Annotated in this window: 11 protein-coding genes and 3 tRNA genes; 10 read left to right on the top strand and 4 right to left on the bottom strand. The window is 35.1% G+C overall.

The genetic code is table 11. From position 1 onward, the window contains the following. Positions 1-38: 38 nt before the first annotated feature. From BUB80_RS11040 to BUB80_RS11010, 7 genes are all read left to right on the top strand, one after another. Positions 39-293 (top strand): FeoA family protein, encoded by a 255-nt coding sequence (locus tag BUB80_RS11040; protein ID WP_073292985.1) that lies wholly within the window; start codon positions 39-41, stop codon positions 291-293. Continuing rightward, positions 293-2,326 carry a ferrous iron transport protein B gene (gene feoB, locus BUB80_RS11035; protein ID WP_073292984.1) on the top strand — a complete coding sequence of 678 codons (2,034 nt, stop codon included), beginning with the start codon at positions 293-295 and terminating at the stop codon, positions 2,324-2,326. Before BUB80_RS11040 ends, feoB begins: the two co-directional genes overlap by 1 nt. 220 nt (positions 2,327-2,546) lie before the next feature. Then, entirely contained in the window at positions 2,547-3,569 is a 1,023-nt protein-coding gene (locus tag BUB80_RS11030; RefSeq protein WP_073292983.1) for a DUF4421 family protein, read from the top strand. Between the two features lie 71 nt (positions 3,570-3,640). Beyond that, positions 3,641-5,023: a phosphoglucosamine mutase gene (gene glmM / locus BUB80_RS11025; protein ID WP_073292982.1), complete on the top strand. Its 1,383-nt coding sequence runs from the start codon at positions 3,641-3,643 to the stop codon at positions 5,021-5,023. 47 nt (positions 5,024-5,070) lie between these two features. Continuing rightward, complete coding sequence (locus BUB80_RS11020) at positions 5,071-5,649, top strand: Crp/Fnr family transcriptional regulator (RefSeq protein WP_073292981.1); 579 nt, start codon at positions 5,071-5,073, stop codon at positions 5,647-5,649. 321 nt (positions 5,650-5,970) lie between these two features. Next, a complete protein-coding gene (locus BUB80_RS11015) occupies positions 5,971-6,942 on the top strand; it encodes a quinone oxidoreductase family protein (protein WP_073292980.1) in 972 nt (323 codons plus the stop codon). Between the two features lie 211 nt (positions 6,943-7,153). Beyond that, positions 7,154-8,533, top strand: a complete 1,380-nt coding sequence (locus BUB80_RS11010; RefSeq protein ID WP_073293000.1) for a tetratricopeptide repeat protein — start codon at positions 7,154-7,156, stop codon at positions 8,531-8,533. A 42-nt stretch (positions 8,534-8,575) separates the two neighbouring features. Here the strand turns inward: BUB80_RS11010 and BUB80_RS11005 are convergent, their stop codons facing one another. From BUB80_RS11005 to BUB80_RS10995, 3 genes are all read right to left on the bottom strand, one after another. After that, complete coding sequence (locus BUB80_RS11005; RefSeq protein ID WP_073292979.1) at positions 8,576-9,460, bottom strand: DMT family transporter; 885 nt, start codon at positions 9,458-9,460, stop codon at positions 8,576-8,578. Continuing rightward, positions 9,447-10,100: a leucyl/phenylalanyl-tRNA--protein transferase gene (gene aat / locus BUB80_RS11000; RefSeq protein WP_073292978.1), complete on the bottom strand. Its 654-nt coding sequence runs from the start codon at positions 10,098-10,100 to the stop codon at positions 9,447-9,449. The genes BUB80_RS11005 and aat overlap by 14 nt, the downstream gene beginning before the upstream one ends. A 62-nt stretch (positions 10,101-10,162) precedes the next feature. Beyond that, complete coding sequence (locus BUB80_RS10995; protein WP_073292977.1) at positions 10,163-10,540, bottom strand: DUF3127 domain-containing protein; 378 nt, start codon at positions 10,538-10,540, stop codon at positions 10,163-10,165. Positions 10,541-10,719: 179 nt separating this feature from the next. Here BUB80_RS10995 and BUB80_RS10990 point away from each other — a divergent pair. The 3 genes from BUB80_RS10990 to BUB80_RS10980 all read left to right on the top strand — a co-directional run bounded on the left by BUB80_RS10990 (position 10,720) and on the right by BUB80_RS10980 (position 10,975). Then, positions 10,720-10,801, top strand: a tRNA-Leu gene (locus BUB80_RS10990). Between the two features lie 8 nt (positions 10,802-10,809). Continuing rightward, positions 10,810-10,885 (top strand) — tRNA-Gly (locus BUB80_RS10985). Positions 10,886-10,891: 6 nt separating this feature from the next. Continuing rightward, positions 10,892-10,975, top strand: a tRNA-Leu gene (locus BUB80_RS10980). A 328-nt stretch (positions 10,976-11,303) separates the two neighbouring features. On the opposite strand, the gene BUB80_RS10975 is transcribed toward BUB80_RS10980, so the two are convergent. Next, positions 11,304-13,157 (bottom strand): alkaline phosphatase family protein, encoded by a 1,854-nt coding sequence (locus BUB80_RS10975; protein WP_073292976.1) that lies wholly within the window; start codon positions 13,155-13,157, stop codon positions 11,304-11,306. Positions 13,158-13,286: the final 129 nt, after the last annotated feature.

Below are 13,286 nucleotides of genomic sequence, written 5' to 3'. Positions count from 1 at the left end.
TTAAATAGAGTATATTTGCATTCATAAAAGATCAGGCTTTGAAAGAGAAGGATTTACATAAATTGAGCGGATTTCCTAAAGATAAAATGGGAAAAATATTGGGGTATGATGATGACGAAATGAAGATGCCAAGTAAGATCATAGAAATGGGTCTTTTGCCCGATACTGCTTTCAGGATATTGTATCAGGCTCCGTTTAATGGTCCTATGTATGTGGAGTTTGGAGAAGAGAAAAGCCGAATTGCCCTTCGTGAAGAAGAAGGTAATTTTATCATTGTTGAAGAATTGAATTAATGCAGGATACTCAAAAAAAACAGGTACTTTTAGTCGGAAATCCGAACGTAGGAAAGTCAACAGTTTTCAATACGCTTTGCAACAAAAAACAGAAAACTGGAAATTATGCGGGTGTTACCGTAGCAAGCCATTCAGGGAATTATGTTTACAAGAATGAAGAGGTTGAGGTAGTTGATTTACCGGGTTCATACAGCATGTACCCAAGTTCTGAAGATGAGGCTATTTTTTCTAAATTTCTTATTGATGAGCAGAAAAATTATGCAGGAGTTGTTTATATTCTGGAAGCTTTAAGTTTAAAAAGAGGGCTTCTTCTTTTTCAGCAAATTCAGGATTTAGGCGTTCCGATGATTTTGGTGGTAAACCAAATTGATCAGGCGGAGAGAAGAGGCGTGAATATCGATGTTCAAAAATTTTCTGAAGCATTAGGAATTAAAATCATCCAAACCAATGCTAAAGAGCAGATTGGTATTGATGAAATAAGAGAGGCTGTTTTAAATAATGAGTTTTTAAAAACAGATAAAGCGTCTTTTGCAACGCCCAACGAGCATGCTGGTTTTATTCAAAAATTAGTTTCACATAAAGGTTTTGATAGCGAATATAAAGCTTGGATATCTGTGTCTTCAGGAGTTGAGTTGAGTAAAATCGAGTCAATGAAAGATGCATTAAATGATTCTGAAGTTAAAAGTTTAGTTCCCAAAAGATTACAGGTAAAGGAAACCATAAGAAGATATCAGAATATTGATAAGATCTTAGCGAATGTAATCACTAAAAAGCCACAATTCAAAGAATTACTTACGGAGAAATTAGATAAAGTTTTAGTTCATAAATTCTGGGGCTATGTTGTTTTCTTATTGATTCTATTAATCATTTTCCAAAGTGTTTTCTTCTTGGCGGAATATCCAATGAATTGGATTGATGATTTCTTTGCATGGCTATCTGCTTTCACAGGAGAAAATCTTCCTGCAGGACCTCTGAATTCATTAATTTCTAACGGAATTATTCCTGGATTAGGCGGGATTATGGTCTTTGCACCTCAAATCGGAATTCTATTATACTTCTTATACTTACTGGAAGATTCAGGATATATGGCGAGGGTTATTTTCCTGATGGATCGTTTTTTACGCCCATTTGGATTAAACGGGAAAAGTATCGTTCCATTAGTTTCCGGAACCGCTTGTGCCATTCCTGCGGTAATCTCTACAAGGAATATTGAGAATGTAAAAGAAAGATTGTTGACCATTTTGGTAACGCCTTTCATGACTTGTTCTGCAAGACTTCCTGTTTACAGCATCATCATCGGATTGATTATTTCAGACGGAACCTTCTATGGAATCCAATATAAAGCATTGGTATTATTAGGAATGTATCTTTTAGGATTCATGGTGGCATTGCTTTCTGCTGCTATTCTTAAAGGTTTCATTAAAAATAAAGGTAAAACATACTTGGTAATGGATTTACCAACGTATAAAAAACCACTTTTCGGATACGATTTTAAAATGGTATTGGGTAAAGTTTGGGAATTTATAACAGGAGCAGGAAAAATCATCTTCATTGTAAGTATTATTATCTGGTTCTTAAGTTATTTTGGTCCAAAACAGAATCCTAATGAAGTGGTTGCAACGAATGTTGAGCTAGATCATTCTTATTTGGCAAAAATGGGAAAAGCAATTGAGCCTGCTATTGCACCATTGGGTTACGACTGGAAAATGGGGGTTGGGATTATCACAAGCTTTGTCGCAAGAGAAGTTTTTGTAGGAACAATGTCTACATTATACAGTCTGGATAAGGATGCTGCCGAAGGAAAAGTGATTGATAAAATGAGACATGATGTAAAGCCAAACGGTGAAAAAGTTTTCAACTTTGCAACCGGGGTTTCCGTACTTTTATTTTACGCATTTGCAATGCAGTGTGTTTCTACACTTGCAGTAGTTTACAGAGAGACCAAAAGCTGGAAATGGACTGGCTTTCAGGTTGTGATGATGACAGGTTTGGCATACTTTGTGTCGATGATAGTATATCAAATATTAAAATAATGAACTCTTCATTAATTTTTCAATATGTAGTTGTTTTAGTGGTAGTTGGATTCGCTTGCTACTCGTTATTCAATATTCTAAGAAAGAATTTTGCCCCTAAAAAGTTTAGCTCTAAAAAAACGGGTTGCGATAAAGATTGTGGATGCTCATAATCTTATCTTAAGTTGATAATTGCAAAAATTGTAGTATTTTCATTTTTCAAAACTAAAATGAATTCAATTTGAGGCTAAAAGCACTCTTTCTTTTTATCTGCTGCCTGTGTGTTATTCTTGGAAAAGCGCAGGTTGATACCACTATTATAAAATCTTACGCAGATCAGGTCATGATCCGTGCTAATTTGGATACCAATATCGAAAGTTATATTTTTTCGGTAGGCGATGCTAAAAATGTACATCAGACTATCCTTTCTATTAACAATAAGACGAAAACATCTTTATCTATTGATTATAGAATCATAAGTGCAACCATATCATTTGCGCCGCGATTTATTCCGGGGAATAATGAAAATGAAAATAAAGGCAATAGTTCTTATACAGATTTCAGATTTAGGTTTTTTCCAAAAAGGTTTACACAAACGCTTTATTACAAAAGGGTAAAAGGTTTTTATATAGAGAATATGAAAGATATAAATCCTGACTGGCAGGAAGGAAGAGATCCCTATTTTCAGATTCCTAATTTAAAAATACAAAGTTTTGGAGGCTCTACTTCATATACTCTTAATAAAAATTTTTCGTTGAATGCTATTTATACTCAGGGAGAATGGCAGAAAAAAAGTAGTGGAAGCTGGGTTCCATTTTTAGATTACAACCGTACAACCTTCTCTAATATTGAAGAGAATCAGAAAATTAAAGAAGTTCAATATAACGTCGGGGCCAATATGGCGTATTTTTACAACTGGGTGATTGCAAAGAAATTCAATATTTCTCCCTATGTATCATTGGGATTTGGTGGGAAATTTTCCAGCTATAGAGATTCTCTGGAAGATGGAACAAAGGGAATCAAGGAAAACACACAATATCTAACCATGAAGTTTACGGGTGGGATCCATGTAGGATACAATACGGATCGGTTTTTGTTTGGAGGCAAAATGAATTTTTATGCGGATACATATAATGAAGAGAAGAACTCTACGGTAGAAAATAATAATGTATACGGGTTGCTTTATATTGGCTATCGTTTTGCACCTCCGAAAGTTGTGAAACGAAATTATGATAAGCTTCAGGAAAAAATACCTATTCTATAAAATATAGGTCTTTTAAGTATCTTTGCAGAGGAAATTTAGAAATAAAGTAATTAAAAAAATATAAAAACATAATGTCGTTAATCAAATCTATTTCAGGGATTAGAGGAACCATCGGAGGAAAGGTAAATGATAATTTAACACCGCTTGATGTGGTGAAATTTGCTTCGGCCTTCGGAACTTGGCTTCAGAATAATAAGAATAAAAAAGACCTTACTTTAATCATTGGCCGTGATGCAAGAATCTCAGGTTTAATGGTTAATTCTTTGGTTACAGCAACTTTACAAGGGTTGGGTATTCATGTGATTGACCTGGGCCTTTCTACAACACCAACCGTTGAAATCATGGTTCCTGAGCTGAATGCAGACGGAGGAATTATTCTTACCGCTTCTCACAATCCAAAACAATGGAATGCACTAAAACTATTAAACGAGAAAGGAGAATTCATTACCGGAGAAAATGGAGCTGAAGTGTTGGCGTTAGCTGAAAGTGAAGATTTCAATTATGCCGAAGTGGATGATTTGGGGAAATATGAAACAAGAGACGATGCTTTTGATATTCATATTCAGCAGATTTTAGATTTACCGATGGTAGATGTAGAAGCTATTAAGGCAAAGAAATTTAAAGTGGTTTTAGATGCCGTAAATTCTACGGGAGGGATTGCGATTCCAATGCTTTTAGATAAACTAGGATGTGAAACCGTAAAGCTATATTGTGAGCCAAACGGACAGTTTCCTCACAATCCTGAGCCGTTGAAAGAACATTTAGGAGATATCTGTGAATTGATTAAAAAAGAAGGTGCTGATGTTGGAGTGGTTGTAGATCCTGATGTTGACAGATTAGCTTTAATCGATGAAAATGGCGAAATGTTTGGTGAAGAATACACATTGGTTGCTGTTGCAGATTATTTATTGAAAAATAAAAATGGTGTGGCAATTTCAAACCTTTCTTCAAGCCGAGCATTGAGAGATGTTGCTCAAAGTCACAATTCAGAATATTTTGCAAGTGCTGTAGGAGAAGTAAACGTTGTTACTTTAATGAAGGAGAAAAATGCAGTAATCGGAGGCGAAGGAAACGGAGGGATTATCTATCCTGAACTTCATTACGGAAGAGATTCTTTGGTAGGTGTTGCGTTATTTTTAACTCATTTAGCAAAAGAAAACAAAACGGTTTCTGAACTGAGAGCGGGATATCCAAGCTATTTCATGGGGAAAAAGAAAATAGAATTAACGCCGGAAATCAATGTAGATGATATTTTATCTAAAATGGAAAAAGAATATCAAAATGAAAATGTGTCTACGATAGACGGAGTAAAAATAGACTTTGAAAATAATTGGGTTCACCTTCGTAAATCGAATACAGAACCAATTATCAGAATTTATACAGAAGCTAAATCTCAGGAAGAGGCTGATAAATTGGGGGATGATATCATCGCTAAAATTAAAAGTTTAATTTAATATATTAACAAGAACGGGGCTTTGGTTCCGTTCTTTTTGCTTACAACATGTTTGAACATCTAAAAAATAGATTCCCTTTTCCTAAAGAAACTTGTGAGAAATTTACAAGCAGCTTCAAACGTTTGGAAGTTCCGGCAAAAACGACTCTTCTCAAAGAAGATGAAATTTCATTGAATGCCTATTTTATTGAAAAAGGAATGGTAAGAGCTTGGTATAATAACGACGGAAAAGATGTGACCTTCCAGTTTTTTATGGAAAATACCATGTTTTCTTCCCTTGAAAGTTTCCGAAAAGGATTACCGAGCATGGTTTCGTTTGAGACCATTGAGCCTTGTGTATTATGGCAAATTGATAAAACTTCTCTGGATAATATTTTAGAAGAGATTTATGAAATCCCTGAGCTAAGGAGCAAGTTTATGGATTCTGTTTTTGAAAGGGTGTTCGATTATATGAAACACTTTTTCTCATTCATTAAAAATACGCCACAACAGAGGTATATTGATCTTAGTCAACAGAAACCCGAAATCATCAAAAGGGTTCCCCAGCATTATATTGCGTCCTATTTGGGAATTACGACTGTGCATCTCAGCAGAATAAAAAGCAAGATTTTGAAAGACAGGCTTTGAAAGGCTGGAAGATGGAAGTTTCTTTGCGACTGCATATAATTGAATTAATAAAGAACTTTTTCATTTTTAAACGCAAAGTTTTAATTTAAAAATAAAACATATCTAAGTAAGCAAAGAAGAATCAACGAGTTGATTTGATGAAGCGATGTTTTCAAGCTTCGCGAAGCAAATTTATTTGCCTTTGCCCTCTAAAAATAATACACAAAGAAGTTATTTTCTAAATCTTCCACCTCCAAGCATCTAACTTCCATCTCAACTCATAACAAATGTTATTGCTTCCCTAAACGCTTTCATAATAAATTTGTATTAAAATTAAACATAATGAAAGCAGCAATAGTATTTGAAAAAGGTGGAATTCCACAATATGCAGATTTCTCTGATCCTGTAGTAAATTCTGAAAACGAACAACTGATCTCCGTAAAAGCAGCATCTATCAAACATTTGGATAGAGCAAGAGCGAGCGGAACCCATTATTCAACCGAAAATGAAGTGCATCAGCCTAAACTTATTGGGAGTGATGGAGTGGGATTGCTCGAAAATGGAGATAAAGTGTATTTTTTCAGTAAAAAAGGAACCGTAGCAGAAAAAGCTGTCGCAGATAAAAAGTTTATTGTTCCCATTCCTGATAGTCTTGATTTTCCTACCGCTGCCGCTTTGCCCAATGCGGTGATGGGATCTGCCATGGGGCTTAAATTCAAAACAAAACTAAAACCGGGAGAAACTGTTTTAATTAATGGAGCGACGGGGGTTACAGGGAAAGTGGCCATTCAGGTTGCTAAATTATACGGCGCCAAAAAAGTAATTGTTACCGGAAGAAATGAGGAAGTATTGGCCTCTCTTTATGATCTTGGAGCGGATGAAGTTGTCTCTTTGCAATTGAATGACGAAGATTTTAAACAAAAAATAAAAGATATCCACAGCGAAACCCCAATTGATGTTGTGTTGGATTATGTTTGGGGACGTTCTGTAGAGCTTCTGCTATCAGCTTTAAAAGGAGACGGAACATTTTCCCACAAAACAAGATTGGTTTCAGTAGGAGGAATGAGCGGAGATACAATCCAGCTGTCATCGCAAATTTTAAGAGGAACAGACATTCAGATCTCAGGTTCAGGATTAGGAAGCTGGACTCCTGACGAATTTAAACTGTTGTTAACAGAAATTATTCCCGAAATGTTTCAGGCAGCAGCAAATAATAAACTGGAAATAGAAACAGAAACGGTACATCTCAAAGATATTGGAACGGTTTGGCAGCATGAAATCAGTAGCAGAAAGAGGTTGGTCATATTAATTTAATAATAACTCCTATTTATTTATCCACAATTCTTTCACTTTCGTATTCTTTTCACTATCTTTAGGATAGAAATTAACGAATAATGTATGTCAAAAAAAAATTGCAACTTTGCATACATTTTGAAATAGTAAATTTCAGAAGTAATATTAATTTAAGAAGTTTGTCGATGTTTGCAAGTAAATTCAGACGTTGGGCCGACGATATGACACTCTATTGGAAGAATATTTTGGAAATGAACTTGTGAAAAAGTTCGAAGAAATGATGGAAAATAATGACGAATTCTACTTTGATACAGAAGAGTTGGAGGATATCATTGTTCATTATCTGGAGTTGGGTGACTTTAATTATGCAGATAATGCAGTAAATTATGGTCTTAAACTTCATCCTAATTCTTTGGACATCAAGATTAAAAAACTTGAAGTTCTTTTAGAATGGGAAGAGTATAATGCTGCAAAAGAGCTTATCGATGAGTTGAAGGCTTCATCTATGGAGAATACAGACTTTTTGGTTTGCTATGCGAAGTATTATTCGAATTTAGGAAACCCTAAAAGATCCATTGACATCTGTAAAAAAGCATTAGAGTTAAAAGAAGAAGAAAATTTTCTTCACAATTTTATTGCGGATGAATATGTGAACTTGGGAGATCCTTTTAACGCTCTTAAACACTACAAAAAAGCATTGAAAGAAGATCCAACGGATGAATATCCTTTGGAGAATGCCATGATTTGCTTTAGCGATTTGAATAAGAGTGAGGAGGCAATTGCCTTTCTTAATGAATATTTAGATGATTTTGCGTATTCTGAAACCGCTTGGTATGAATATGGGCAGTTTTATTTCAACAGAAAAAATTACGAAGAAGCGATAAAAGGATTTGATTATTTATTGGCCATTAACTCAACTGCAGTTGGAGTGTATGCTAATAAAGCAGCTTGTTATGAAGCGCTGGGTCAATATAAAAAATCAATTGAAATTTATGAAGAAATGCTTGAGTTGGAATATACAAAGGCGTTTACGTTTTATAAAATTGGTTTGTGCTATAAAGCATTAAAACAACCGGTTATGGCTTTGAATTCATTCCAGAGATCATTGAGAGAAGACCCTCAGTTTTATCTTTCGATGATGGAGCAGTCGTATTTATATGAAGAAATGGGCGGAATGCCGGAGGCTTTACATTTTGCACAGGAGGCGACTAATCTGAATGAAAATAATCTTGACTATCAAAAAAGATTAGCATTCTTATTTATTGATTCCGGAAAGTTTGAAGAAAGTCTTGCTTGTTTGAAAAAGCTGGTTGAAGCAGAGCCTTCAAGATTTTATAACTGGTATGCTTATTCAGAAGTATTGATGCTTTTGGGAGAATATGACGAAACGGTTACGCTTTTAAATGCTGCTGTAATATCACACAACAGAGCAGAATTGTATTATCAGTTAAGCAACTGTTATTTCAACCTTAAAAATCAAGAAAAAGGTATTGAATCTCTTCAATTGGCATTAAGCTTAGATCCAACGCTTGCACCGGATATGCAGAAAAAGTATCCTTACATTAAAGATGAGGTGAAAAAGGCGAAAGCTAAAGTGAGAAAGAAAAATTAATTTATCTTAAATAAAAGAGTAAATCCTGCAGTAATGCGGGATTTATTTTTTTATGGCAGGTTTTGCTCTTAAAAAGATTAATCCGGCGATAATGATACTTGCACCTACAAATTGTAAGATGGTTAGTTTTTCGCCGTCTAAAATACCCCAGATAATTGCGACAATAGGCATTAACAAAGTAACTGTTGATGCAAACAGTGGAGTAGATACTTTCAGTAATCTATAATTCATCATCATGGCGAGCCCTGTTCCGAAAATCGATAATAGGCTTACAAACATCAACCCTGTCATAGTATCCTTAGAAAAGCTGAATGTAGAAAAGAATCCTGTAAAGGTTAAAGCGAGTAATGACGGGATAAATAATACAAATGAGAATACAAAAGCAGATAGCACAGTAGAAGAAACTTCCATGAGTTTAGACTTTACTGTTGTTGTGCTCACGGCGTAACATAAAGTTGCTAATAACAACAATAGGATAGGAATAAACTTAAAAGCGCTATTGTCATCTCCTCCGAAAGCTAATATACAAACCCCTGTAAAGCTAATAAAAACGCCAATTAGCTGCTGTTTTGTAGTTTCGAACTTCCACACGAGAGCGCCCACAATAATCACGAAAATAGGCATCATAGAGTTGATGATTCCTGCAATGCTGCTGGTAATTTCCTTTTCTGCGATGGGAAATAGGAACATAGGAATAAAGCTTCCCGTGAATGCTGCTAAAATAAGCCATTTTAAATGCTTCTTTGGAAATGATTTATATTTAGATAAGGCAATTGGCATTAAAACAATTCCTGCAATAAGAACTCTTAAAGCTCCTACCTGAAAGGGATTGAAGTGATCTAAAGACTTTTTAATCAAAATAAAAGAAGATCCCCAAATAAGGCTCAATATGGCTAAAAGAATCCATTTTTCTTTATCTGCGTTCATTGTTTTCGTGTAAAATTTTTAAAAATTCTTTTTTAGGAATCATGCAGGCACCCAAGCTTTCCAAGTGTTCTGTGTGAGATTGGCAGTCAATGAGTTCAAGGTTGTTTTTATTACTTTCAACAAAATGAATGAATCCTGCTTTTGAGGCATTGCTTACTTTTGCAAACATACTTTCTCCGCAAAATACATTTCCAATTTGCAACCCATAAAATCCGCCAACCAGTTCTCCATCTTGCCAAACTTCAACACTTTTGGCCAATCCGTATTCGTGAAGTTGAATAAAAGACTCCATAAGCTCGTTCGAAAGCCAGGTTCCGGATTGTCCTTTTCTGCTTATTTCCTGACAGCCTTTAATAACTCCTCTGAAATTTTGATTTTCTGTGAAAGTGAAAACATTTCGATTCAATATTTTTCGCATCGATTTTGATACTTTCAACTCTTCAGGAAATAACACAAACCTCGGATCGGGGCACCACCAAAGAATTTCCTCATCGGGATTATACCAAGGGAAAATTCCCAGCTGGTAGGCAAACCAGATACGTTCGATAGATAAATCTCCACCAAACGCAATAATTCCGTCATGACCATCGTACAGAGCAGGGTCGGGAAATGAAATCTCGTTTTCGTCTAATCGAACCATTTTTTGTGAAAAAAAATCCTACTTGAATAAAGCAGGATTTATATTTGATCGTTGTCTTTTAATTAAAAAGGTAAATCATCGTCTTCGTCTCCAGCAAATGGATTCTCATTAGAAACCGGAGATGCAGATTGTGATGGGGAAGCTTGAGTAGGTTCAGAACCGTTGTCCATAACTTTCTCAATTTTCCAACCTGTAATAGAGTTGAAATATTTAGTTTCACCTTGAGGAGAAGTCCATTCTCTTCCTCTGATGTTGATTCCCACCTTTACATTTTCTCCTTCTCTAATATTATCAAGTAAATTTATCTTATCAGATAAAAATTCTATGTTTATTGGTTGTGGATACTGTTCTTGGGTTAAAATAACCATTTCTCTTTTTTGAAACCCGCTCGCAAATGTCTGAGCATCAAAAAGTTTCTTTACCGTTCCTTGTAATTCCATATCGTAAATATTAACGATGTAAAAGTAAGAAAATGAATCGTAATAAAGGCTACGAGAGAAAAAAAATTAAAATATTTTAATTTTTTTTTGTGAAAAGTTTGGAAGTAAAAGAAAATGTCCTATATTTGCACTCACAAAAACGATACAAGCTCTTTAAAAATATAACTTAACAAAACAATGCGGATGTGGTGTAATTGGTAGCCACGCCAGACTTAGGATCTGGTGCCGTGAGGCGTGGGGGTTCGAGTCCCTTCATCCGCACAGGTTTTGCGAAAATAGCTCAGCTGGTAGAGCACAACCTTGCCAAGGTTGGGGTCGCGGGTTCGAATCCCGTTTTTCGCTCCACTCCATGCCCTGGTGGTGGAACTGGTAGACACGCAGGACTTAAAATCCTGTGTTCGTAAGAACGTGCGGGTTCAAGTCCCGCCCGGGGTACTAAAACCCTCTGTAATTTTATTACGGAGGGTTTTTTATTTTGAGATAGTTCGTAAAAAGTATATTTTCACTTTGTTATCTTATTATAATAGTATCCCATTCCTAAGATGAGTTTAATCTAATTACCCATTATTAGAAACTAATTTTCTTAATTAATTTTACTTCTTTATTTCGAAAGAAGAATATTCTCGTTATTGTCTTTTGCTCAGAATAGTTTGAAAAGGTTCTTTACAAATAAAAAAAGATATTAGAACTTGGATAAAACTATCCTCATTCTAATATCAAAAATTAAATCTACTAATGATATGTACTGAAAAATTTCTTTTTTCTATTTTTTGATAAATGTTTTTGAAAGCGATTTTTTATTTCCTGTTATTTTAATGAAGTAAAATCCTGTTGAAAGGTTAGTAATATTAATCTTCTCATTATAAAATCCTTTTGAAGAACTGATTTTTTGAGTTGATACAATACTTCCTTTAGCATCAATAAGGTCTACTTTTACCTCTCTTTCGTCTGATTTGAACTTTACATTGATTTCCTGATTTGCGGGATTTGGATAAATTGTGAAATCATTTGCTGAGGTTTCAAGTTCTTTGGTGGATAAAGTTCCATTAGAACATAGCGGAATTCTATTCACTCCATCAATTCCCCAAGAAGCCTGAACCGGAATACACATCCAGTTTAAAACAGTTGGTAAATGATCTGTTTCTCTGGTGGTAGATAGATAATTGAAAATCTTAAAATTATTGACAGTTCCCGCGTTACGAGTCGGAGAGCCTGTAACTGAAGCGTTATTATTGTTCGGGCTCGAATCAACAAGTGTATTTCCTGAAGTTTCATCGCATTTCCAGTTGGCTAATAACTGAGCATAATACGGATGTGAAGGTGTGATATTTTCATTCGCCCAATTTACCAAAACGTCATTAGGAAGAGCCGATTTCCAAACCCTGATATCCTTGTAAGAAGCGGTTAAATTTTGCCCGTAAACATTCGTTCCGTCCTGATTGATTGTGAAAGGAAGCCCGGAATCAATATTTCCAATGGTATTCATTTTGGCAAAAGTTACAGGAACTCCGTCTTCATATAAAGTCACAAGGCCATCTCTGTCGAAGCTTACGGCAATATGTTTCCATTGATTGGTTTCCATTTTTCCTCCTACAAGATCTATTCTATTGGTTCCATCACCAATATTTATTTTATAGGTTTGCCCAGAATATCCCGAGATGATAACCCCTTTATTTTTACCGTTTGCCCAGTTTTTGTTACCAATCATTACCGGATCGCTTGAAAAGCTTGCATTAGGTTTTACCCAAAACTCAATGGTGAAATCCTGAGTGGCTCCAAAGTTGAAAGGAGCCTGATTTGTGGGTTTTGCATACGTTCCTGCAGGAAAATTAAGTTGATTGAAGGTTTTATTAGATTCAAGAATCGTTTTGCTGATTTGCTGAGGAATGAAATTAGGGTTAGAATAGATCGTAAAAATATTCCTTTCTGAAAGATTACCTCCACCATGAGCACTTTGAACGGCTCCATGATCGGTTGTTAAAACAACTAGCCAGTCTTCGTTATTATAAGTAGCTCTGTTTTTCATTGCATTTACAATTTCTCCAACATAAGCATCTGTTTGTTGAATAGCGGAAACATATTGAGGAACAGACGAAGCGAAACCGTAAGAATGTCCTGCGTGATCTACATCATCAAAATCAATAAATAAGATATCCGGATTATCGGTCTGTAAAGCACTAATTGCTGCATTTTTAACCGCTACATCGGAAGTGAAGTTGCTCTGAACATCTGCATTCTGAACAATTTGATCATTGATTGGAGCCCAGCTCGCTAAAGAAATTGTTCTTAGGTTTGAATTATACGTTTCTGCTCTGGTTAAAAAATCAGGGTAATTTACATAGTTCGGGTTGGTGAAACTATTGTCCTGAATATTGTGTTTGGTATGCCAAACGCCTGTAAGCATTGTACTCCAGCCGTTTCCGCTCCAGGTTGTTGCTGCGCAAAGTCCATCTATAGAATAGATTGATTTTGAAACCAGATTCTGAATGTTAGGAATGTTGGATGACATCATCACATCCGCACGGCATCCATCGATCCCAATAAAAAGAACTTTTTTTGTCTGAGCGTTGAAAAAACTACTCATAATGACAGCAAGAGAAAATAGTTTTGTTTTCATAATATTAGATAGTTTAAAAATAAGAATGTTTACAAATAGTAATTATATTTTTATAATTGTAAAATTAATTTACTATTTGTAAACATGTATGAACTTAAAATTAATTAATTGATAATTAAAAAGTTGAAT

This window comes from Chryseobacterium polytrichastri, from assembly GCF_900142445.1.
Lineage (GTDB): Bacteria > Bacteroidota > Bacteroidia > Flavobacteriales > Weeksellaceae > Chryseobacterium > Chryseobacterium polytrichastri.
This window is presented reverse-complemented; position numbering and strand designations above follow the sequence as displayed.